This window comes from Pollutimonas harenae, assembly GCF_004153685.1.
Classification (GTDB): domain Bacteria; phylum Pseudomonadota; class Gammaproteobacteria; order Burkholderiales; family Burkholderiaceae_B; genus Pusillimonas_C; species Pusillimonas_C harenae.
Map to the genome: position 1 here is coordinate 615447 of NZ_SDQD01000002.1, position 22711 is coordinate 638157.

Annotated in this window: 17 protein-coding genes and 1 tRNA gene; 13 read left to right on the forward strand and 5 right to left on the reverse strand. The window is 55.6% G+C overall.

The features are described from left to right. Positions 1-78: 78 nt before the first annotated feature. Positions 79-1137 carry a chorismate synthase gene (gene aroC, locus ERD84_RS09730; protein ID WP_130039419.1) on the forward strand — a complete coding sequence of 353 codons (1059 nt, stop codon included), beginning with the start codon at positions 79-81 and terminating at the stop codon, positions 1135-1137. A gap of 83 nt (positions 1138-1220) precedes the next feature. Beyond that, complete coding sequence (locus tag ERD84_RS09735; RefSeq protein ID WP_130040021.1) at positions 1221-2051, forward strand: M48 family metallopeptidase; 831 nt, start codon at positions 1221-1223, stop codon at positions 2049-2051. 11 nt (positions 2052-2062) lie between these two features. Here the strand turns inward: ERD84_RS09735 and ERD84_RS09740 are convergent, their stop codons facing one another. Beyond that, entirely contained in the window at positions 2063-3145 is a 1083-nt protein-coding gene (locus tag ERD84_RS09740; protein WP_130039420.1) for a YkvI family membrane protein, read from the reverse strand. Between the two features lie 245 nt (positions 3146-3390). Here ERD84_RS09740 and leuC point away from each other — a divergent pair, with 245 nt between their 5' ends. The 11 genes from leuC (at position 3391) to ERD84_RS09795 (ending at position 16414) form a co-directional block, all read left to right on the forward strand. Next, entirely contained in the window at positions 3391-4794 is a 1404-nt protein-coding gene (gene leuC, locus ERD84_RS09745; protein WP_130039421.1) for a 3-isopropylmalate dehydratase large subunit, read from the forward strand. A 9-nt stretch (positions 4795-4803) separates the two neighbouring features. Next, on the forward strand, positions 4804-5454 hold the full coding sequence (leuD, locus tag ERD84_RS09750; protein ID WP_130039422.1) for a 3-isopropylmalate dehydratase small subunit: 651 nt from the start codon (positions 4804-4806) through the stop codon (positions 5452-5454). A gap of 8 nt (positions 5455-5462) precedes the next feature. After that, a complete protein-coding gene (gene leuB / locus ERD84_RS09755; RefSeq protein ID WP_130039423.1) occupies positions 5463-6539 on the forward strand; it encodes a 3-isopropylmalate dehydrogenase in 1077 nt (358 codons plus the stop codon). A gap of 41 nt (positions 6540-6580) precedes the next feature. Beyond that, the gene (gene asd, locus ERD84_RS09760; protein ID WP_130039424.1) at positions 6581-7711 is read left to right on the forward strand and encodes an aspartate-semialdehyde dehydrogenase; all 1131 of its coding nucleotides are present in this window, start codon (positions 6581-6583) and stop codon (positions 7709-7711) included. Between the two features lie 2 nt (positions 7712-7713). Continuing rightward, entirely contained in the window at positions 7714-9519 is a 1806-nt protein-coding gene (locus ERD84_RS09765) for a type IV pilus assembly protein FimV (protein WP_130039425.1), read from the forward strand. 5 nt (positions 9520-9524) lie between these two features. Continuing rightward, on the forward strand, positions 9525-10337 hold the full coding sequence (truA, locus tag ERD84_RS09770) for a tRNA pseudouridine(38-40) synthase TruA (protein ID WP_130039426.1): 813 nt from the start codon (positions 9525-9527) through the stop codon (positions 10335-10337). A gap of 88 nt (positions 10338-10425) precedes the next feature. Then, a complete protein-coding gene (locus tag ERD84_RS09775; RefSeq protein WP_130039427.1) occupies positions 10426-11055 on the forward strand; it encodes a TRAP transporter small permease subunit in 630 nt (209 codons plus the stop codon). Between the two features lie 2 nt (positions 11056-11057). Then, complete coding sequence (locus ERD84_RS09780) at positions 11058-12779, forward strand: TRAP transporter large permease (RefSeq protein ID WP_130039428.1); 1722 nt, start codon at positions 11058-11060, stop codon at positions 12777-12779. Positions 12780-12785: 6 nt separating this feature from the next. Then, complete coding sequence (locus ERD84_RS09785) at positions 12786-13463, forward strand: phosphoribosylanthranilate isomerase (RefSeq protein ID WP_130039429.1); 678 nt, start codon at positions 12786-12788, stop codon at positions 13461-13463. Positions 13464-13490: 27 nt separating this feature from the next. Continuing rightward, entirely contained in the window at positions 13491-14216 is a 726-nt protein-coding gene (locus ERD84_RS09790) for a siderophore ferric iron reductase (RefSeq protein WP_130039430.1), read from the forward strand. A gap of 92 nt (positions 14217-14308) precedes the next feature. Further along, entirely contained in the window at positions 14309-16414 is a 2106-nt protein-coding gene (locus tag ERD84_RS09795) for a S9 family peptidase (RefSeq protein ID WP_130039431.1), read from the forward strand. 13 nt (positions 16415-16427) lie between these two features. Here the strand turns inward: ERD84_RS09795 and ERD84_RS09800 are convergent, their stop codons facing one another. The 4 genes from ERD84_RS09800 to ERD84_RS09815 all read right to left on the reverse strand — a co-directional run bounded on the left by ERD84_RS09800 (position 16428) and on the right by ERD84_RS09815 (position 22663). Beyond that, positions 16428-17702 (reverse strand): MFS transporter, encoded by a 1275-nt coding sequence (locus ERD84_RS09800; protein ID WP_130039432.1) that lies wholly within the window; start codon positions 17700-17702, stop codon positions 16428-16430. Then, positions 17696-19714: a TonB-dependent siderophore receptor gene (locus ERD84_RS09805; protein WP_245150662.1), complete on the reverse strand. Its 2019-nt coding sequence runs from the start codon at positions 19712-19714 to the stop codon at positions 17696-17698. Before ERD84_RS09805 ends, ERD84_RS09800 begins: the two co-directional genes overlap by 7 nt. A gap of 317 nt (positions 19715-20031) precedes the next feature. After that, positions 20032-22224: a TonB-dependent siderophore receptor gene (locus ERD84_RS09810; protein WP_167667384.1), complete on the reverse strand. Its 2193-nt coding sequence runs from the start codon at positions 22222-22224 to the stop codon at positions 20032-20034. A 362-nt stretch (positions 22225-22586) separates the two neighbouring features. Next, a tRNA-Val gene (locus tag ERD84_RS09815) sits at positions 22587-22663 on the reverse strand. Positions 22664-22711: the final 48 nt, after the last annotated feature.

Sequence of the window (22711 nt, forward strand, 5' to 3'; positions counted from 1 at the left end):
CTGGGACGGGCAGCTCGCCCGTCATGCTGCCACATATATTTAATAGAATTGATGCAACGGTTAAGGTAAAAGATCACTATGTCAGGCAATACCCTAGGTAAACTTTTCTGCGTCACAAACTTCGGTGAGTCCCATGGCCCGGCCATAGGCGCGGTGGTCGACGGCTGCCCGCCGGGTCTCGCGCTCAGCGAGGCCGATATCCAACTGGAGCTCGACCGGCGCAGGCCCGGCACTTCACGGCATGTAACCCAGCGTCAGGAACCCGATCAGGTTGAGATTCTTTCCGGTGTCTACGAAGGGGTGACCACGGGAACACCCATCAGCCTGCTTATTCGCAATGCTGATGCGCGCAGCAAAGACTACAGCAATATTGCCGATACTTTCCGGCCTGGCCATGCCGACTACACCTATTGGCGTAAATTCACTGAACGTGACCCGCGCGGCGGGGGGCGCTCCTCCGCACGCCTGACGGCACCAACCGTTGCAGCGGGGGCGATTGCCAAAAAATGGCTGGCACAAGTCCACGGTACCCAGGTACGAGGCTATATGAGCCAGCTGGGGCCTATAGCCATTCCCTTCCTGTCCTGGGACGAGGTCGCAAACAACCCCTTTTATGCACCCAACGCCCAGGTCGTCCCCGAGCTCGAAGCGTATATGGATGGACTGCGGCGCGATGGCGACTCCATAGGCGCCCGCATCGAGGTGCATGCTCAGAACGTGCCGGCAGGCTGGGGCGAACCTTTGTATGATCGCCTCGACGCCGATATTGCCCATGTCATGATGGGGCTGAATGCTGTCAAGGGCGTATCCATTGGTGCCGGCTTTGATTGCATTGCCCAGCGTGGATCGGAGCATGGCGATGAAATCACGCCCGATGGATTTCTGAGCAACCACGCGGGCGGTGTGCTCGGTGGTATCTCGTCGGGGCAGGACATCACCGTGTCCCTGGCCATCAAGCCAACATCCAGCATACGTGTCGAGCGCAAATCCATCAATCGTGCAGGTGAGCCGGTACAAGTCCAGACGCTGGGGCGGCATGATCCTTGTGTTGGCATACGTGCCACGCCTATTGCCGAAGCCATGCTTGCTCTTGTACTGATGGACCATGCGCTGCGGCATCGTGCCCAGTGCGGATGAGTACAAACACAGAACAGTCACTGCTGACAGATCGGAATTATTCGCAGATCAATATCGCAAAAAGGAGCGCAATCATCGTGAAAATGCATAAAACAACACTGCGTAGGACATTTGCCCTGGGGCTGGTATCGACGGCAGTCGTGCTGGGCGGCTGCGCTGCTGTGCAAACCACAGACTCTGGCGCCATAGGGGTGGAGCGTACCCAGTACATGTCCAGCATGGTGTCTGAAGAAGCGCTGCAGCAAGAGGCCGCCCAGCAATATAGCAGCTTGCTTTCACAGGCCAAAGCCAAAGGTGCTCTCGATAGGGATGCTGCACAAACCAAACGTGTGCAGATTATCTCGCAGCGGCTGATCAAGCAGGCGGGAGTGTTCCGTCCCGATGCGGCCAGTTGGAACTGGGATGTTCATGTGCTGAGTTCCGACGAAGTGAATGCCTGGTGCATGCCTGGTGGGAAGATAGCTGTCTACACTGGTCTGATTGCCCGGATCAAGCCTACTGACGATGAGTTAGCGGCAGTTATTGGTCACGAGATGGCCCATGCATTGCGTGAACACTCGCGTGAACAAGTCTCGCAGCAAATGGTGACCAACATGGGACTGTCGGTGCTCTCAGCCGTTACCGGTGTGGGCGCAACGGCTGATTTGGGCGGTGCCCTGACCAACGTTATGTTCACATTGCCCAACAGCCGTACTCATGAAACGGAAGCTGATCGTATCGGTGTCGAACTGGCAGCCCGCGCTGGCTATGATCCGCGTGCGGCTGTCACTCTATGGCAGAAGATGGGGGCATTGGGCGGTAGCAGCGCACCGCCCGAAATTTTGTCGACTCACCCGTCGGCCGCGAGCCGAATTGCCGACCTGACCGAGGCGGCAAACAAGGTTTTGCCTTTGTACCAGCAGGCCAGAAAATAAACCGCAGGTGATCAGGTGCCGGATTGTGTGGCTGCAGCCTGGGTGCTGCGGCCACGTATGCGGTACCAGTTCACGCCGATGGCTGCAATAAGCAGCAGGCCCAGGTAACCCAGCAAGGGGTATACGGTACCCACCAGCTTGGTAAAGCCCACCAGGCTCAAGCCCAGGCCGATAAATCCCGAGGCGATGCTGAATATGCGGAAGCGGCCAGTTTCCGGTTTGGCAAACCTGGCGCTGAAGGCAAAGAACATGCCGACTGATGTGCTGTAGATCATGCAAATGATCGATATGCTCATAAGGATGCCGGCAACAGGTGAAACCCGTGCCGCCAGCGCTAGGGTGGGTAGTTCGGCGCCTTGCAACTGGTTCAGGTTGAAGAGTAGGGCGATATTGATCAGCATGATCAGCACGCCCAGGCCTACACCGCCGATGATTCCGCCCAGTGTGGTTGTCTTGCGGTCGGTGTTGCGCCCGGAGATCACCGCCAGCATAGGAAAGCCGACGGCAATATTGAATGATGCATAAAGCAGCGCGCCCAGAGCCCAATGGGGTGCGACGGTTTCCTGCTCGCTGGCAAGCATCAGCAGTTCGTCCATATTGGCATTGCTGGTAAAGAGCGAATACGCCGTGATGATCAGCACCATGCACAGCAGGAAAGGTGTTGCAGCGCTGACCAGGTTGATAATGCGCCTGACATTCAAACACAGAGTGCCGACAGTCAACAGCGTCATGAAGAGCCCACCAAGTGCCGGCGAGAGTCCGAATTGCTGCTCGAATAACGAACCCGTAGCTGCCAGCATCGCAATTCCGACGCCAAACAGAAAGAAAGTCAACAAGAAGTCCATGGCCTGGCCAGCACGGCGGCCGAATAAGGTCAGCAATACATGTTTGTGCGATTCGGCCTGTAGCTGGGTGCTCATTTCAGCGATTTGCCGGCCCAGGAACGCAAACAGAAAACCTGCCAGCAAAGTGCCGCCAATACTGGCCAAGCCGTAACCGGTAAAAAACTGCAGTACTTCCTGCCCGGAGGCGAAGCCGCCTCCGATGATCACGCCCATATAAGCGAAGGCCAGCTGGAATGCGTATTTGTTCATGATTAAAATAAAAAAAGCGGGAATAGCGGCTGGATATATGCCTGGGGCAATTTGTTTTTATAAGCCGGGTAAGTAGGCGATTGTACTATTCCGTACAGGTTAACCCTGGATTGAAGGTTGCCTGTCACTGTGTATACCAGTATAAGAACTTGTCTTGTACCAGGTTTGTGTGCTGGCATAATAATCGGTAAATGACGCTGTTGCAGCGTTTCTTCCCGCGTTTCTCTTTTTTATAGAGCACTACCATGGCACAAACCCTGTACGACAAACTCTGGAGCGCACACGTTGTGCACCAAGAGGCGGACGGCACCTGTTTGCTGTATATAGACCGTCATCTGGTTCATGAGGTCACTAGCCCGCAAGCCTTCGAAGGGCTGCGTCTGGCAGACCGCAAACCATGGCGCATCAGCGCCAATCTGGCGGTTGCCGACCATAATGTTCCCACTACGGCGCGCAACGAGGGCATACAAGATCCCATTTCGCGCTTGCAGGTCGATACCCTGGACGAAAACTGCGAAAAATACGGTATTACCGAGTTCCGCATGAACGATGTCCGCCAGGGTATCGTCCATATCATCGGGCCTGAGCAGGGCGCCACTTTGCCGGGTATGACGGTGGTTTGCGGCGACTCCCACACCAGCACTCACGGTGCTGTGGGTGCGCTGGCGTTCGGCATCGGTACCTCCGAGGTCGAGCATGTGCTGGCCACTCAAACGCTGCTCATGAAGAAAAACAAGAATATGCTGATCCGGATCGAAGGCGAGCTGCCCGCAGGGTGCACCGCTAAGGATCTGGTCTTGTATGTCATTGGCAAGATAGGCACTGCGGGCGGTACAGGCTATGCCATCGAGTTTGGTGGCAGCACCATGCGTGCGCTGTCTGTCGAAGGCCGGATGACAGTCTGCAATATGGCGATCGAAGCCGGCGCCCGCTCGGGCATGGTGGCCGTAGACCAGAAAACCATCGACTACTTCCGTGGTCGTCCTTACGCACCTGCTGGTGCATTGTGGGACCAGGCCGTTCAATATTGGCGTACGCTGCACTCCGACGAGGGTGCTCAGTTTGATCAGGTGGTCGATATTGATGCGCGCGACATCGTGCCGCAGGTGTCCTGGGGCACGTCGCCAGAAATGGTCCTGCCTGTCGACGCCCGTGTACCGGATCCCGACAAAGAAAAAGACGATGTACGGCGCAGCGGCATAGAGCGCGCACTCGAATACATGGGACTCAAGCCCAATACACCGCTTACTGATATCAAGGTAGACCGAGTCTTCATTGGGTCCTGTACCAACGCTCGCATCGAAGACTTACGCGCCGCAGCGACTGTGGCACGAGGCAAGCGAGTGGCCTCGTCGGTCAAGCAGGCCATGGTCGTACCAGGCTCCGGTCTGGTCAAACTCCAGGCCGAACAAGAAGGGTTGGACAAAATCTTTCTGGATGCCGGTTTCGAATGGCGCGAGCCGGGCTGTTCCATGTGTCTGGCCATGAATGCCGACCGCCTCGAACCCGGCGAGCGCTGTGCCTCGACATCGAATCGCAATTTCGAGGGTCGTCAGGGGCAGGGTGGGCGTACGCATCTGGTCAGCCCGGCCATGGCGGCAGCCGCCGCTGTAGCCGGTCATTTTGTTGACATACGAAATTTTCGATAGGAAGCCATCATGCAAGCCTTTACCACTCATCAAGGCCTGGTAGCGCCGCTCGACCGCGAGAATGTCGATACCGACCTGATCATACCCAAGCAATTTCTCAAGTCCATCAAACGCACGGGCTTCGGGCCCAACCTGTTCGACGAACTGCGCTACCTGGATCACGGCGAACCTGGCATGGATAACACCAGGCGCCCACTCAATCCTGATTTCGTCTTGAACCAGGAGCGGTACCAGGGTGCTTCGATTTTGCTGGCACGCAAGAATTTCGGCTGTGGATCCAGCCGCGAACACGCACCATGGGCGTTGACCCAGTTTGGCTTTCGCGCCATTATCGCGCCCTCGTACGCCGATATCTTTTTCAACAATAGTTTCAAGAATGGCTTATTGCCTATCGTGCTGCCAGAGCTGCAGGTGGCGCGCCTGTTTGAAGAGGTCAAGGCGTTCGTGGGCTACAAGCTGCGCATAGATTTGGCCAGGCAAGTCGTGATTGCCGAAGATGGTCGCGAGCTGGCTTTCGACATCGAACCCTTCCGCAAGCACTGCTTGCTGCAAGGCCTGGACGACATCGGCCAGACCCTGCAAAAGGCCGACCTGATTCGTTCTTTCGAAGCCGAACGGTTGGCCCGCCATCCCTGGCTGGAATCACGTCCCATCGCATAGGAAACACAATGACTCACAAGATTGCCGTATTGCCCGGTGATGGCATCGGCCCCGAAATTACCGAACAGGCCGTCCGTGTATTGACTGCACTGGGCCTGGATCTGGATTTGCAAACTGCCCCCGTAGGAGGCGCTGCCTACGAAGTGCAAGAGCATCCCTTGCCTGCCAGTACGCTGGAACTGGCCAAGGGGTCGGCAGCCATTCTATTTGGCGCCGTGGGCGACTGGAAATACGACAGTCTGCCGCGCGAGCTGCGTCCCGAGCAGGCTATTCTGGGCCTGCGCAAGGCGCTGGGCCTGTTTGCCAATTTGCGGCCGGCCATTCTGTACCCTCAATTGGCCAATGCCTCTTCACTTAAGCCTGAGGTGGTATCCGGTCTCGATATTCTTATCGTGCGCGAGCTGACAGGCGACATCTATTTCGGGCAGCCGCGTGGCGTGCGTCAACTCGACGATGGCCCCTTTAAGGGCGAGCGTCAGGGTTTTGACACCATGCACTATGCCGAGCCGGAAATCCGTCGTATTGCGCATGTGGCGTTCCAGGCAGCACAAAAACGCGGCAAGCGTTTGTGCAGCGTCGACAAGGCCAATGTGCTGGAAACCTCTCAGTTCTGGCGAGACATCATGATTGCTGTCGCCGGGGAATACCCCGACGTCGAGCTGTCGCACATGTATGTCGATAATGCCGCCATGCAATTGGTGCGGGCTCCCAAAGAATTCGATGTGATTGTCACGGGTAATTTGTTTGGCGACATTCTTTCCGACGAGGCTGCCATGCTGACGGGCTCCATCGGCATGCTGCCTTCTGCTTCGCTGAATGCTTCGAATCAGGGGCTATACGAACCCAGCCATGGTTCCGCCCCCGATATCGCGGGCAAGAACCTGGCCAATCCGCTGGCAACCATATTGTCAGCCGCCATGTTGCTGCGTTACTCACTGAACGAGGCAGGGCAGGCCGATCGTATCGAAGCTGCCGTACAAGCTGTTCTGGAGCGGGGTTTGCGCACAGCAGACCTGTATGAATCCGGCACTACAAAGGTTTCGACAACAGAAATGGGCGATGCTGTGCTGAAAGCTTTAAAATAATGTGTCAGACTAGTACTTTTACCTTATTTTAAGCGACCAACATGAGCCAAGCAGTAGGTTTGGTCGGGTGGCGCGGCATGGTGGGTTCCGTCCTCATGCAGCGCATGCGCGACGAAAACGATTTCTCCCTTTTTCAGCCTGTCTTCTTTTCGACCAGCAATGCTGGTGGTGCCGCGCCGGCTTGGGCCGACGGTGCCGGTCCTTTGCAGGATGCCTACGATATCGATGCACTGGCCAAGCTACCCATCATTCTTACCGCCCAAGGTGGCGACTACACCTCGGCGGTATATCCCAAGCTGCGAGCGGCCGGCTGGCAAGGCATCTGGATAGACGCGGCCAGCACCCTGCGCATGGCCGACGATGCCATCATTGTGCTCGATCCGGTCAATCGTCCTGTTATCGACGACGCGCTCAAGCGCGGCATCAAGAACTATATTGGTGGTAATTGCACGGTCAGTTGCATGCTGATGGGTCTGGCTGGCCTGTTCAACCAGGATCTGGTCAAGTGGATGACCAGCATGACTTATCAGGCAGCATCGGGCGGCGGTGCGCAACACATGCGCGAACTGCTGACCCAGTTCGGCCTGCTCAATGCCCAAGTCAAACCCTTGCTCGACGATCCGGCATCGGCCATTCTCGACATTGACCGCGGCGTGCTCAAAGCGCAGCAAGATGCCGGCCTGCCGCAACAGCATTTTGGTGTGCCGCTGGGTGGCAATCTGATTCCCTGGATCGACAAAGACCTGGGCAATGGCGTGTCGCGCGAAGAATGGAAGGCTGGCGCCGAAACCAACAAGATTCTTGGCCGCGGTGAAGCCTTTGGCAAGCCCGAAACGCCCATAGACGGCCTGTGTGTGCGCATCGGCGCCATGCGTTGCCACAGCCAGGCACTCACCATAGAGCTGAGCAAAGATATTCCCATGGATGAGGTCTCCGACATCATCAGCCAAGGCTCAAAATGGGCCAAGGTCATCCCCAACGAGCGTGAAGCCAGCATGCAGCAACTGACACCGGTTGCAGTGACCGGCACGCTCGATATCCCGGTGGGCCGTCTGCGCAAGATGTCTACCGGCACCAACCAGATCAGTGCTTTCACGGTGGGTGATCAGCTATTGTGGGGTGCGGCAGAACCGCTGCGCCGCATGCTAAGAATTACTTTGGGTGAACTCTAATCATGCGTATGTCCCGTGCTGTGTCCTTGTCGGCTGTACTGGTTTTAAAACCTAAACCTTTGGCCGGGGCGCTTGCGGCGGCATTACTGACCTGCTCTAGTGTTTATGCGGCAAGTTTCGGGCATTCCCGGCTTGTCTCGGCGCCGGGGCAGCCTTTCCAGGTTAATGTGCAGGTCAGCCAGTTAAGCGCCGACGACTTGCGCAGCTTTTCCGCTGTGCCGGCGCCTGCCGCCGCATGGCGGCAGGCAGGGCTTACGCCTCCGGTCGACCTGAGCACCATGCAAGTGCATCTGGCTGATGGCTATACACCTGATGGCAAGCTAATACAGATACGCTCAAATCAAGCTTTCAACAAGCCGGTTGCTGATATTTTGCTTGATGTGCGCACGGCGACCGGGCAGCAACGCTACCAGGTCAGCCTGCTAACGCATGCCGGCCTCGATACGGTAGCTCCGGTCACTACGAGCAGTCAGCCAACAGGATCACAGGCAGCATCGCAGGCGGCCCCCGCCAAAACCATACGCATCAAGCAAGGCGACTACATGTTCGCCATTGCAAGGCGTCATGCCGTTCCCGGAGTGACGGTGTACCAGATGATGATTGCATTGCAGCGGGCTAACCCTCAAGCTTTCATCTACGAAAACATCAATCTGATCAAGGCGGGCGCCAGCCTGACCATGCCTGGCCACGATGCATTAACCGCAGTTTCCAAAGAAGAAGCCTATCGGCTGTTTCAGCAGCAGGCTCAAGCCTATGCTCAATATCGCCAGCGTGCTGCGGCCAATACCGGCGCTGTGGTCGAGGGCAATGGCGCAATGGGTGTGGTGACTGAATCAGCTCCTGTTGCCGCGTCATCCTCTCGTGAGTCACGCGACCAGCTGCGCCTGTCGGGTGGACAGGCCTCATCGGATGCAGCCAATGATGATGCTGTTGCCACAAGTAAAGGCATAGAAGATTCCCAGCAGCGTGTTTCGCAACTCGAAGACAACGTCAAGAATCTGAACCAGGCGTTGCAGTCCCAGGGTTTGGCGGCATCGTCCCTAGTCATCGACAGCGCCAAAGGCCTGAGCGAGTCCATCGCGCAGGCCGGCAGTACGGTAGGTGTCAGCACCGATGCTGCGCCAGATAGTGTGGCTGCCAATGACGTATCGGGCAACGCGCCCGAAGGGGAGCAAGGCCAGGGAACCGGCAGTGCATCCTCCGGCAGCAGTGGTGCCAGCGATGGGGGCGTGCAAGATAGCACATCAGCTGGCGGGGCCGGACAAGACTCCAGTTCAGGTGCGCCAGCTTCCAGCGCCGATGCCGGTGATACCAGCGCTAATAGTTCTACCTCCGACAGCAGCAATACTGCAAGCGGCTCAACAGCAGGCAACAGCATGCCAGGCAGTGGGGCGACGGATGGTCATGCTGGTGCTGACCAGGCAGGAAGTGGCAATACCGGCAGCGGTCAGGCCGGTGCTGCTGCAACAGATGAGGCAAACGGCGTGGCGGCAGGTGGCAGCAGTGGGCAGAACAGCGTGTCGGCTGATACTCAAGGTGCTGCCCAGACGGCCGAATCCATTTCTACAAAGGCGGAACAATCAGTGTCGTGGTTTCAAGAGCATATGCTGGGCGTGATCACTGGCTTGCTGGCATTTATCGTATTGATCATTGCATGGTTATTGCGTCGGGCCAATGCTGTTCGCGATACCGGGCGTGAAGGTAATACGGGGCCGATTACCGAAGCCATGGTCAAGGAAAAACTCGATCAAATCAACCTTGACCTGGAACAAGAAGCACCCAACCGCTCACCTCCAGATTCAAAGTAAGCATCATGCCCAGGATGGCCTTAGGCCTTGCCTACGATGGTTCGTTCTGGCAAGGCTGGCAGACTCAACCGGGCGGGCTTACAGTTCAGGATAAGGTCGAATCGGCGTTAGCCAGATTCCTTGATCAACCCGTCAGCACAATATGCGCCGGTCGCACTGATACCGGCGTGCACGCTCTCGAACAGGTCGTTCATCTTGATACGCAAGCCGACCGCCGTCTTGAGTCGTGGGTACGTGGCCTGAATGCTTTATTGCCTGACAGCATTGCGGTTCAGTGGGCAAAGCCTGTTTCCGACAGCTTTCATGCCCGGTTTTCAGCCATATCGCGCAGCTATATATATATAGTTCGCAACACACGGGTGCGTTCTCCCCTGATGCATGGTCGAGTTGGTTGGGTGTATCACTCCTTGCGGTTGGCTCCTATGCGTGATGCCGCACGGCGCCTGATTGGCGAGCACGACTTCAGCAGTTTTCGCTCATCGCAATGCCAGGCAGCCAGCCCGGTTCGTACAATGCAGGAAGTGAGCATCGAGCAGTATGGCGATTTTTATCTGTTCAAGTTCCGGGCCAATGCCTTTCTGCACCATATGATCCGGAATCTGATGGGGGCTCTACTGTATGTGGGGCAAGGCAAGCAGGAGCCCGATTGGATGGATGAATTGCTGGCGCAACGTGATCGCCGCCGGGCTGCACCCACCTTCAGTCCGGCGGGTTTGTATTTGTCGGGTGTTGAGTATCCGGACGAGCATGGACTTCCGTCCCGCGATGCGTCGCAGGCACTGCTGACGCATGTAGGGCTAAGCTGGCCCACGATTTGACTGCGGGCATGTACCAACAGTCATAACCATCCACATCAGCTAGAATACACCCCGTTTTACAGTTTTTTACCCTTGCTCAACGGGACACATGAAATTCTTCCTGTCTATCGCCAAGGTTATTGACGCGATCAATACAAGAATTGGCAAACTAGTCACATGGCTGACGCTTATCGTGGTGCTTGTCAGCGCTTCCAATGCCGTCATACGCAAGGTATTCAGCATGAGCTCCAATGCCTGGCTCGAGCTGCAATGGTATTTGTTCGGCGCCATCTTTCTGTTGGCGGCGGGCTATACCTTTTTGCTCAACGAACATGTACGCGTTGACGCGCTCTCACAAAAATTTCCTCGGCGTGTCCAGATCTACATAGAGATCCTCGGTGTGGTGTTTTTCCTGTTTCCTGCCTGCATGTTGATATTTTGGCTGTCGCTGCCGTTCTTCTACGAATCGCTCGTTCTGCATGAGCTTTCGTCCAATACCGGTGGGTTAATACGCTGGCCGGTCAAGCTGTTGATTCCTATAGGTTTTTTTCTGCTAATTCTTGCCGGTTTTTCGCACCTGATCAAATGCATAGGTTTTTTACGTGGAGACTGCCCCGATCCCCAGGCCTTGCCTGTAGGCAAGACGGCTGAAGAGGCGCTTGCTGAAGAAATTCTCGCGCAAGCTCAGCTTGATGCCGAACGTTCTACCCACAACAATGCAACAGGCAAGGGTCGTTGATCATGGAGTTTTTAATCGATAACCTTGCGCCGATCATGTTCTTCAACCTGATCGTATTCCTGCTGCTGGGCTTTCCTGTGGCATTTACGTTGGCGGCCAACGGTATTTTGTATGGCCTGGTGGCGATCGAACTCGACCTGATGCAGCCCGCCTTGTTTCAGGCCTTGCCGCAGCGTGTTTTTGGCATCGTCTCGAATGACACGCTGTTGGCTGTTCCGTTTTTTACATTGATGGGCCTTATCCTTGAGCGCTCTGGAATGGCCGAAGACTTGCTTGAAACCGTTGGGCAACTATTCGGGCCTATACGTGGTGGGCTGGCCATTGCCGTCGTTTTGGTGGGTGCCATGCTGGCTGCCACCACCGGCGTCGTGTCGGCCTCGGTGATTTCGATGGGGCTTATTTCACTGCCCATCATGTTGCGCTATGGCTACGACAGACGTCTCGCCACGGGCGTAATCGCGGCATCAGGTACGCTGTCGCAAATCATTCCTCCGTCTCTGGTCCTCATCATCCTGGCGGACCAGCTGGGTCGTTCCATAGGCGACATGTATCGTGGTGCCATGCTGCCAGGTCTGCTGCTGGCCAGCTCTTATATTGCTTATGTGGTGATTTGCGCCATTATCAAGCCTTCCAGTGCGCCAGCACTGCCCAAAGAGGCACGTGTGTACGATAGGCCCGACGGCAGCCGCGGACTGCGTTCCCTGCTCGTGCTTACGATTATCGCTTCAACGGTTTCCTATTTTGCCACGCAGCATTATTTCAGTGAGCACACGCAAGTACCGGTGGACGAGCGGGTAGTCATCAGCCTGATGGCCTGGGGCCTGACCGCTCTGATTATCGCCCTGATCAATAAAACCTTGCGCCTCGGTTTGCTGTCACCCATCGCCGAACGCGTGACTTTTGTAATGATTCCGCCCTTGTTCCTGATATTCCTGGTACTGGGCACCATCTTCATTGGCGTGGCAACACCCACAGAGGGTGGAGCCATGGGGGCGGTTGGTGCATTGATCATGGCAATTTCGCGTGGTCGTTTTTCGCTCACTTTGCTCAAGCAGGCCATGGACACCACCACCAAGCTGTCATGCTTTGTCGTGTTCATCCTGGTGGGCTCAACGGTATTCAGCCTGAGCTTCCGGGGCGTCAATGGCGATCTGTGGGTAGAACATTTGCTGGTGGGTTTGCCTGGCGGTGAGTGGGGCTTCCTGATTGTTGTCAGTTTCCTGACCTTTTTCCTGGCTTTTTTCCTGGACTTCTTCGAGCTGGCGTTCATTATTGTGCCATTGCTGGGTCCTGTGGCCGAGAAAATGGGCATCGATCTCATCTGGTTCGGTGTGCTGCTTGCAGTGAACATGCAAACGTCGTTCATACATCCGCCCTTTGGGTTCGCTCTGTTCTATCTGCGCTCGGTAGCGCCCAAGGACGATTACCATGACCGGGTCACGGGCAAGTTGATACCCAAAGTTACCTCTGGGCAGATTTATATGGGCTCTATTCCCTTTATTTGCATACAATTGCTGATGGTTGCGGCGGTCTTGCTGTTTCCAGGTATGGTTACACATTACAAACAGGATGCGGTCGTACTCGACCCCGATTCCATTTCTTTTGGCACCGAAAACGTCTATGGTTCTGATTCATACGGCGCTGGTGGTTTCGGTTTTGGCGGACAAGAAAGCAGCGATCAAGGCGCTTATCAGGCTGGCGATCCTGGCGCCGCATTCAAGTAAATATTTATGTCGTCTCAGTTAAGCACATTGCAGCGCACGCGTATCAAAATTTGCGGTTTGACTCGTCCGCAAGATGTCGATACGGCTGTACGGGCTGGCGCCGACGCCGTCGGCCTGGTTTTTTACGGGCCCAGCAAGCGCGCGGTAGGGCTTGGGCAAGCTGCAAGCCTGCGCCAGCGGGTACCAGCTTTTGTAGATGTAGTAGCCTTGTTTGTGAACGCCAGCACCCACGAAGTCGAACAGGTCATCGAACAGGTACAACCCGACTTGCTTCAGTTTCATGGTGATGAATCCCCAGAATTCTGCACAAGTTTCAAGCAGCGCTATATGCGCGCTTTTCGGGTGGGTGGCCCAGGCCTTGATACGCCAGAAGCAGTACTGGCTGCTTGTCGTCGGTATCCGAGCGCCAGTGCCTGGCTATTCGACAGCTATAGTACGGGCTATGGTGGTAGCGGCTTGAGCTTCGACCCCGAACTCTTGAGCGCTGTACGACAGGCGCCCGATAGTCGATCCATAGTGCTGGCAGGCGGGCTGAAGGCCGATACCGTCGCCCATTCTCTCAAAATGGTGCAGCCCTATGCAGTGGACGTCAGCAGTGGGGTGGAAGATGCACCGGGAATCAAATCAGAGCAGAAGATCGCTGCGTTTGTACAGTCAGTAGCGTCCGCATCGATGCATCGCTAGGTGCGCGCGCACCTAGCCCATCTGCAAATGAACCACCGTCTCGAAGAATTCACTGAGTGCATGCAGAATGTCATGCCGGATTGGCCCTTGGACATTGTGTCGCAGGTTGATACCGATTGGACGCATACGTCTGTACGGCAAGTGGGGGAGCTGGCTGACTCACTGGCTCAGACCCACCCGGAAGCTGGCAGGCATTACTGGGCCTTTCGTACTTGGAGCTTGCTCGTTTGGCAACCGGTCTATCTGACTCTTGCCGGCATTCATCTGAATGGCATGGGTATACGGCCCGAATGTATAAGCCAACAAACAAGCCCGTGCACGGTGTGGGGCTGCCGGATTGCTGATCACGTTCCGTTCGAAGACGGCGAAGATGAGCTGCTGAATATTGCGGCAGGCTCTTTGCATGACGGTGTGGCCAGGCTATTCAATACCTGCATTGAAACCATTGATTTGCATCCCAAGGCCGCGGGTCGTTTGCTGGCTGACTATGTGACGAGTGCCACGTTACGGATCGGAGACTTGCGGGCGGACTGGTCCGCAGATGATACGGTTGCGTGGGGCGAGCGCTGGCTGGATGCCTTGGGCTTGCATGACGCTGGAGGATTCTTGCGGTATGGTCGTGTTGGTGACGAGTCTCTTGCCATAGAGCGCAAGGTTTGTTGCCTGGTTTACAAATGCCATGACGGCACCCTATGCGACACTTGTCCAAAGATTCCTTTGGCCGATCGCTTTGCCCGATTGGCGCGCCGCTGAACCGTGCTACATTGCGATCGAAGAACTCATAGATTCGTCGTCCTTTCTTTGCGATACGGTTGTGGTAGTTCAACCGCTATTTATTCAAATCCATGCACTCTACTTCATCATCCGGGCCCACTGCTTTGTGGCCTGATTCGGTTCCGCCTATTCCGCCACGTGAAGACCACAAAATCCATCAGTTGGGACGTGAACGTGTCGATCACTATGCGTGGATGAAATTTATTCCTTCATCCTGTTCGCGCACGCTGGATGGGTTGCCTGAGCGGTTGCGTCAACACCTGGACGCCGAGATGGAGTATGCACGGGATGTCCTGCACCCATTGGCGGCGGATGCCAAGTATTTTTATGAGCAGATGGTGCAGCGAGCTTCAGGGTCCAATGATGCCTTACCGGCATCGGCCCAAAGATGGCGCTATGATTGCACGGTGCCTGACGGCCATGCGCATAGAGTCTTTTCCCGCATAAGGCCGGACGGAGTTACGCAGGAATTATTCGACGAAGCCGAGCGTGCCCGTGGCTATGCCTACTATCGCGCCACAGATCACCAACCCAGTCCAGATGATCGCTACTTTGTCTGGGCGGAAGATGTCAGCGGGGATGATCGTCACCGTATTTGTGTACTCGACACGGATAGTGGCCTGATCAGCACAGTGGTGCAAGCCGACGCCTTTGGCTATGGTGGATTCACGCTTTGTCCCTCGTCGCGTCATCTGTTCTGGATCTGGCGTGACGCATGCAATCGGCCCACGCGCTTGTATCGCTCGCCGGTTGAAGGAGGCGAAGCAGTGCTGGTCTACGAGGAGCATGATCCTGCCATTTTCATGCAGATTGCCCGAACGGCCGGCAATGGCTTTGTTGCGCTGACACTTGCCGGCCCTGACATGAGCGAGGTCTATTTGATTGCTGCCGGGTCCGAGACTGTCGCGCCGCGACTTGTGCGGCTACGTCAGCGCGGCATTCGCTACGAAATCAACGAATGGAATAATACGCTATTGATGTTGACCAATGCAGACGGTTCTGTGGACCGCAAACTGGTCGAAATCGACGCCGTCAATTTTGACGTGTGCCGGGAATGGGTGCCGCATCGTGCAGGCACTTCCATCATTTCCATCCATCCTTTTGCCTATGCATTGCTGCGTCTTGAACGCGTAAACAGCTTGCGTCGTCTGGTATTGATGCGGGCTGATGGAACAGAGGTCGTTGTTGATTTCGATGAGCCTGCTTACACCATCGAGCTTGCACCGTCACAATCGTACGATGCCAGGCAAGTGCGTATTGTGCATCAGACGTTGAACAGCCCGCCGCGTTGGCTGGATATTGACCTTGCCGATGGGCAGTGCAGGGTAGTGGGGCAGACGCACTTGAGCGGTTTTGATCCCAGTGCCTACCGGCTGGAACGGTTATATGCCCGGGCAAGTGACGGGGCCAGCATCCCCATCACCATCCTGTCTCCTGCCGACGCGCCGGAGGATAAGCCGCTGCCTCTGTTGCTTACGGGTTACGGGGCCTACGGCATATCGTACGAACCGCGCTTTTCCCTGCCAGCAACGGTATTGGTGGCTAACGGGTTTCGCTATGCCATTGCTCATGTACGGGGAGGTTCGGAAAAGGGCTGGCGCTGGTACCAGGACGGTTGCCGCGAGAAAAAACGCAATTCAATGACAGATTTCATTGCTTGTGCCCAGCATTTGCAGAACATAGGTTATACGGCGCCGGGCAAGATCGTGGCGCACGGTGTTTCGGCGGGTGGCTTGCTGGTTTGCGGTGCCATGAATATTGATCCGCAGCAGTGGGCGGGTGTTATTGCCCAGGTGCCGTTTGTTGACATGCTCAATACCATGAGTAATGCCGATCATCCGCTAGTGCCGCTGTTGCGGCCGGATTGGGGTGATCCTATCTCCGACCCCCAGGCCTATGACTATATTGCGGGTATCTCGCCCTACGAGAATATAAAGCAGGCTGCCTATCCGCCTGTACTGTGCACAGCGGGTCTGAAGGATGACCGCGTCCCTTACTGGGAGCCGGCAAAGCTTGTAGCGAGCTTACGCCATCATTCCACCAGCCATTATCCAGCCGTGCTGCGCTTGAATCCCGACAGTGGTCATCAGGAAAGTGATGATCAATATGCCGAGTTTGCCCAGGCAGCATTATTGTGGGCTTTTGCCAGGCATTGTGTATCCGCGAACGAAGCCTGAGTAGGTCAGGCGCCTAGGCTGTTGACGTATTTTGCTCCTGGCGAGTGTGCAAGAATGATCGCAAGGCGCAGAACGCCGATACGATCAGCGTCGGAACGGCAACGGCGACAATTGCATTCAGTAAATGTCCATCGAATACCCACTCTGAAAATATGCCTGCCAGCAAAGGCCCGGCAGCGCCGAATACCGATACCACAAAGCTCCATATTGCAAAGCTGCGTGCTCTCAGGGAGGCAGGCGTAAGATCCTGCAGCATGGTCGGAACCAGCGCATTGGCCGTACTGGTCACGAATAGCACCACCCCCACGACGACGACAGCATGGTCAAGGGTTTCTGCTGTAGCGAGTAGCAGCGCTACGGGCGCCGCAATCAGAATGCAGGCACCCATGAGCATCGGGCGTACGGCCAGGCCAAAACGCCGCGCCAGCAGACGGTCAAGCAAGCCTGCAACCGGCAGGCATCCTACCGCAGACATCAATATGATGAACCCCATCGCCTGGCCGATATCGCCCGGAATGGCATTGAACTTACGTTCCAGGGCCAGGGCGATCAACTGGTTGATGGCCTGTACGGCAACCACCAGAAATCCGGCAATGCCGACAAAAAGGCCGATGGCTTGCCAGCGCTGCTGAAGAAAAGACCTTAATGAGCCATCAACCGTCCGTGTCGTGGCGTCCATATGTCTGGGGGGATTTACGGTTAGCGTGCAGAGCAGCAGCAATGGCAGGCCGGCACAAGAGAGCAGCAGGAATGCCCTGCGCCAAGGCTCGATGGACCATGGAATCAGTTCGGCAGTGGAAAGCAGCGAGCCGGCAAAGAAAAAGCCACCACTGGCGCCGGCCGCCATCAATGCCGCAAAACTGAGGTTGGCGATGACGCGGTGACGCTCCGGCGCCAGGTCAGGAATCATCGAGTACACCAGAGGCACCATCGCAAACTCGGTAATGCCGGCTGCTGAGCGGCCAATGAAGAACAAGGGGAAATTGGGTGCGATCGCGCTCAAGACCATCATGGCGGTCGATGCCACAATCAGGCATAGCAATACGCCCTTGCGGGAGTAGCGGTCAGCAAATCGTGCTAGCGGTATGGCCAGCGCGCTGCCCACCAGAACGCCGGCCAGTCCCTGTAATGCACCCAGGGTGGCATCGCTGACTTCAAAGGTCTTCTGGATGGCAGAAAGCGATATGGCCTGTAGACCCATATCGCTCATTTGAACGCCGGCGACGATGCCCAGAAAGGCCACGGTAAAGAGGCCCTGAAGCGTCCATTTTTCGGGTGTTGCTACCACTGGTATTGAAGCTGTAGATCGACCGTTCGACCGCCACCGTAATAGCAATAAAAGTCACAACCCGAGACGTAGGTCTTGTCGGTGAGGTTGCGGGCATTGAGCTGCAAAGTCCAATTCTCCTGGAACTGATACTGCATCATCAAGTCCACCAGGGTAAAACTGGGAATAGTCTCGCCAGGATAATAGCGCTCATCTTCGGTTGAGCTGTTGTAGCGCACGCCGGCGGCCACGGTCAGTGGGTTGCTGTTGGCCAGCATGAACCGATGGCTGACCCACAGACTGGCCTGGTGATTGGGGATCAGGGGTGTGCGGATGGTCTGGCTGTCGCTGATGTCCTGGCGGGAATGATTGTGGGTGTATGCGAGCTTGACCGCTGTATTAGGCGTGATATTGAAGTCGCCCTGCAATTCGAAACCCTTGTTGGTGCGCTTGCCGCTCTGCGTCTGAATGTTGGTCGAGTCAGCAATCAGTGCGTTCTTTTCTTCGATGTCGAAGTAAGCAAGGGTGATCGTGCCATCCAGCCAGGTAGGCTCCAGCTTGATGCCTACTTCTGTTTGCTTCGCTTCATAAGGGCGGTAGCTATTGCCATAGCCGTCGACACCGGCGACCGGTTTGAACGACTCTGAGTAGCCGATGTAGGGAGATATGCCATAGTCGCTGATGTACATGGCACCGACGTTGATGCTGTTGTGGCTGACGTCGTAGCTGGTATCGCCTCCATTTATGTGGCCGCTGCTTTCGGCCCGGTCATGGCGTATGCCGGCATTGAAGTTCCAATGGTCGCCTACACGCAACTGAGCTGAGGCATACATGCCCAACTGTTTGGTATCGAGGTCGTAAGGTGTGCCTTCTGCCGTGAATGGTGCGCCGTAGACGGGTTCGAACATATCGAGGTTAGGCACCAAGCCGAAGCCATTGTTCAGACCGGAGGTGTCTGATTTGAGATAGTCGACGCCAAAGGTGGGCAACAGCTCTACGTTATCGCTCAGGCGCAGCTTGCCGCTCATGCGGTTGTCAAAATAGTGATTTCGGGTGTTGCCGTCGGTGAGGGTATAGCCGCGAAGAAGCTGGCGATCGCCATCCGAGCCATAGGCGAATACGTTGTGCTGGTCGAGATCCAGGTGCGTGAACTTGTAGTTTTGGGTGAAGGTCCACTCAGGCGAAAACTCGTGGCTGAACAGCCAGCCCGCGCTAATCTGAGTACGCTTGAGTTGGTCGAAGCCGGGCTCGCCTGCGTTCAGGTTTCGATCAATCAAGCCGTAAGGTGTATCGATAATGGTGCCGTAGGCAGGTAGAAAACCATTGGTTGGTGTGCCGTCTTCATGCTGGATGCTGGTCAGCAGCGTCAGCGAGGTGCGTGGCGTGAACTCAAAGGTGAAGCTGGGAGCCAGGTAATAGCTCTTCATGTTGGTATCATCTTGCATCCCATCTTCACGGCGGGCTTGTGCCACGATGCGGTAATAGGCTGTGCCGGCCTCATTGGCTATGCCGTTGTAGTCTATGCCCAGGCCCAAACGATCAGGATGGCCGACTTCCGCCTGCATCAGCAGAGCTTCTTCCTTTTTGGGTCGTTTGGTAACCAGGTTGACGACGCCACCTGCCTCAGAGGCGCCAAATATCAGAGAATTGGGCCCTTTGAGGACTTCCACGGACTCAACTCCGAAAAGCTCAGGCTTCCAGACAAAGTATCCGTTCGGTGTGGTGGGAGTGCCGTCCAGTGATATGGATGCATCAAAACCACGAATCTTGAACCACTCCACTTTATTGTCGGCGCCAAATGGTTCACTGAGCACCCCCGCCTGGTAATGCAAGGCCTGGTCCAGTTTACGGGCTCCTTGTTCATCGATATCGTTGCGGTTCAGTACAAAGCTGGAGTTCGGTGCGAAGAAATCCAGGCTCTGCAAATCGTTCACAGTGCCCACAACGGTTACAGTGTCGAGAGTCTCGATGGAGGAGGTTGCTCGGGGCGTTGACGCGGTATCGGATTCTTGGGCGCGCGTGGGTGCTGCCATGGTCATTCCGCTTGTTATTGCCAGAATTGCCCATGCAAGGGGTGAACGAATCATTTTTGCTTGCCTTCTTTTTTGTGTTTGCTTGGAGGAAGGTTGATGATCACAAGCCTTGCCGAAGGCGCAAGCGTTCAGACATCTCCAAACCATGTATAGCGAATTATTTTAAATTGATTGAGAACGATTCTCGATTCTATTGCAATTGCTTTTTACACACAATTTATTTCGCGTATTGTTTATGGCAGGGCAGGCCAGAGTAATGATGGATTTGATACTTATTGTCTCGGGCCTGCCGCACCGTTTCGCTGAATACCAGCAGGCTACCAGTTGTAGCTGAGGGTCGCCATTACGCTGCGTTCCGCGCCGTAATAGCAGTAAAGCAGACTGACGCACGAAGCCACATACTCCTTGTCGAAGACATTGTGTGCGTTGACTTGCAGCGTAGCACCCTCCAAGGTGGGGCTGTAATGACCCAGATCCATTTTCATACCCAGGTCGACCAGCGTGTAGGAAGGCACCTTGAGCGTGTTTTCCTTGTCTGCCCAGCTGGTGCCTACGTATCGGACACCACCATTAACCGACAAGCCCGGTGTTACCTGATAAGCAGCCCACAAAGAAGCCATGTGGCGTGGCGCCTGATAAGGTGTCTTTCCTTCATAGTCAGTGTCGCGGGTGTATTCGATGTCAGTCAGTGTGTAGCTGGCGTGTAGAGTCAAGTCTTTGTTGACTGCAGTCATGGCTTCCAGCTCAAGGCCGCGTGAACGAATAGCTCCAGAAGCTTCATGATAGGACTGTCCGATGGCTCGCGTCGCGACATCGTCCTGCGTCAGGTCGAAGAGTGAGGCGGAGTACATGGCGTCGCTGTTTGCCGGCTCATAGCGCAAGCCCACTTCGTACTGTCGGCTGGTGGTGGGGGGTAACAAATTGCCTTGCTGGTCGCTGTACGCGTTGGGGTTGAAGGACTCGCTGTAGCTCGCATACGGTGACAGACCGTTGTCGAACAGATAGACAATGCCCGCACGCATACTGAAATGCGAGCCATCCCATTCCGATGTTGTACCGTAGCTGGAGTTGCTGACGTCGGCTTGATCCCAGCGGCCACTGAGCAGGAAACGCCAGTTTTCGTAGGAGATCTGGTCCTGAACATATATCCCTTGCTGGCGCAAAGTACGGTCGACGTCAGTCTGGTAGTTGGGTGCAAGGAAGGTGGCATTGCCATACACCGGCGCATAGACATCCAGATTGGATACCGGCATGTAGTCCCAGGTGCCCGTTACATGACGGCGCTGGTAGTCGGCGCCGATCAGCAGAGTGTGGCTCAATGCCCCTGTATCGAATTGCCCTTGCAGCACGTTGTCGATGGCGAAGCTACGCGATGATTCATCTGCCCCTGAATAGGCCCGGCTCAGTTCGCGCTGGTTGGCCCAACCCGTCTGATAGACCTGCTGCAGCTCAAGGTTTGATTGGGTATAACGCGCGTTCTGCCGCACGATCCAGCGATCATTGAAGGCATGTTCCAGTAGGTAGCCCAGCATGTTCTGTTCACGCTTGAAGCGATCGTATGTAGTGTCTCCGTCAAAAAAATGGCGCGATAGCTTGTTGCCATCATGGTCCGTCGTAATACTGGCATCGGCGGGAATGCCGCTGTGATAACCGCCATTAGGATCGCGCTGAAAGTATCCCTGCAGCAGCAGGCTGGTTTTATCACTTAGATTCAATTGCAGCGAAGGCATGATGGCGTATCGCGACTCTTTGGCATGATCGAGCTGTGAGTCAAGGCTTCGACCCATGCCCACGACCCGCCATGCAGCCGTGCCTTCGTCGTTTACGGGCCCGGTTAGATCGAAGCCGCCTTCCATGCGGTTGTTCGTGCCCAAGCGAAATTCCAGCTTGCGATGCGGCTCGAATAGAGGGCGCTTGCTGGTCAGTCCCACGACACCGCCAGGGGCCGTTCGGCCGAATAGAACCGACGACGGCCCACGAAAGACGTCGATACGCTCCAGGAAGAAAGGATCAATTTGCATAGAGCTATAGGTACCGGTATCGCTGAGCACCTTCAGGCCGTCCAGCACGGTGTTGTCCGTGCTGCCTTCCACAAAGCCGCGTAGGGCAACGTAATCGTAGCGGTTTGTGGCCCCAACAAGGTTGGTGAACACTCCGGGTGTGTAATTCAGTGCTTCTGACACGCTTTGTGGCTGCTGCTCATCCAGTTGTTTGCGTGTAACGACGGATACTGACTGCGGTGTTTCGGCAATCAGGGTATCGGTTTTGGTGGACGCGAAGCTGGTACGCGGGATGTTGGACGCAAGCCCACTGGATTGCACTGTAATCGCGTCGAGCAGTGTAGATACTGTGGGCGTGTTGGTTTTTGGCTCCGCTGAGCCATCCTGTCCCATTGCCGTAAGAGGTAAAGCCACAGATAGCGCGCAAGTAAGCGAGCTTGCAGTTATCTGGCGCAGCGAGCTGCGGCCACGGGTGGGATGCTTGTGGCAAGAAGGGGAAAGGTGGGTCATCAAAGCCTCTTGGTATGGTGTTTGCACGATGGCATAAAAAAAGAAAATAGAATTATAAATAAAAACGATTCGCATTCGTAATTATTATAAAAATTTATTGTTATTTCCCTCTTGGAGCAATCCGCTTATACGAATACCAATTTCTGTATGGCTGGCCATACCCGACTTCAATGACTTCTCGCCTGCGCGTCTTGGCTTAATGCGATTGGAACGTTGTGATTAACCGAGTTTGACGAATGTCCTGATCTCCCGAAAATGGGGAAGGGCCGGGTGTTGAGGCGCAAAAAAACCCGCAAAGCATTGATTCTTGCGGGTTATAGGCAGTAATGGACATCTGTGGGATGCCATGGGTAACAAGGTAATGGTAGGCAGTACTGGATTCGAACCAGCGACCTCTACGATGTCAACGTAGCGCTCTAACCAACTGAGCTAACCGCCTAGAAAGAACGAGATTCTAGCGTATTAATAACGAGCTTGTCAAAATCAG

Coding starts and splice junctions, on each gene's coding strand:
- truA (WP_130039426.1), top strand. CDS start 9,525: ATGCCCAGGATGGCCTTAGGCCTTGCCTACGATGGTTCGTTCTGGCAA.
- ERD84_RS09735 (WP_130040021.1), top strand. CDS start 1,221: ATGCATAAAACAACACTGCGTAGGACATTTGCCCTGGGGCTGGTATCG.
- leuB (WP_130039423.1), top strand. CDS start 5,463: ATGACTCACAAGATTGCCGTATTGCCCGGTGATGGCATCGGCCCCGAA.
- ERD84_RS09740 (WP_130039420.1), bottom strand. CDS start 3,145: ATGAACAAATACGCATTCCAGCTGGCCTTCGCTTATATGGGCGTGATC.
- aroC (WP_130039419.1), top strand. CDS start 79: ATGTCAGGCAATACCCTAGGTAAACTTTTCTGCGTCACAAACTTCGGT.
- leuD (WP_130039422.1), top strand. CDS start 4,804: ATGCAAGCCTTTACCACTCATCAAGGCCTGGTAGCGCCGCTCGACCGC.
- ERD84_RS09785 (WP_130039429.1), top strand. CDS start 12,786: ATGTCGTCTCAGTTAAGCACATTGCAGCGCACGCGTATCAAAATTTGC.
- ERD84_RS09775 (WP_130039427.1), top strand. CDS start 10,426: ATGAAATTCTTCCTGTCTATCGCCAAGGTTATTGACGCGATCAATACA.
- leuC (WP_130039421.1), top strand. CDS start 3,391: ATGGCACAAACCCTGTACGACAAACTCTGGAGCGCACACGTTGTGCAC.
- ERD84_RS09780 (WP_130039428.1), top strand. CDS start 11,058: ATGGAGTTTTTAATCGATAACCTTGCGCCGATCATGTTCTTCAACCTG.
- asd (WP_130039424.1), top strand. CDS start 6,581: ATGAGCCAAGCAGTAGGTTTGGTCGGGTGGCGCGGCATGGTGGGTTCC.
- ERD84_RS09765 (WP_130039425.1), top strand. CDS start 7,714: ATGCGTATGTCCCGTGCTGTGTCCTTGTCGGCTGTACTGGTTTTAAAA.
- ERD84_RS09795 (WP_130039431.1), top strand. CDS start 14,309: ATGCACTCTACTTCATCATCCGGGCCCACTGCTTTGTGGCCTGATTCG.
- ERD84_RS09790 (WP_130039430.1), top strand. CDS start 13,491: ATGAACCACCGTCTCGAAGAATTCACTGAGTGCATGCAGAATGTCATG.
- ERD84_RS09810 (WP_167667384.1), bottom strand. CDS start 22,224: ATGACCCACCTTTCCCCTTCTTGCCACAAGCATCCCACCCGTGGCCGC.
- ERD84_RS09805 (WP_245150662.1), bottom strand. CDS start 19,714: ATGGCAGCACCCACGCGCGCCCAAGAATCCGATACCGCGTCAACGCCC.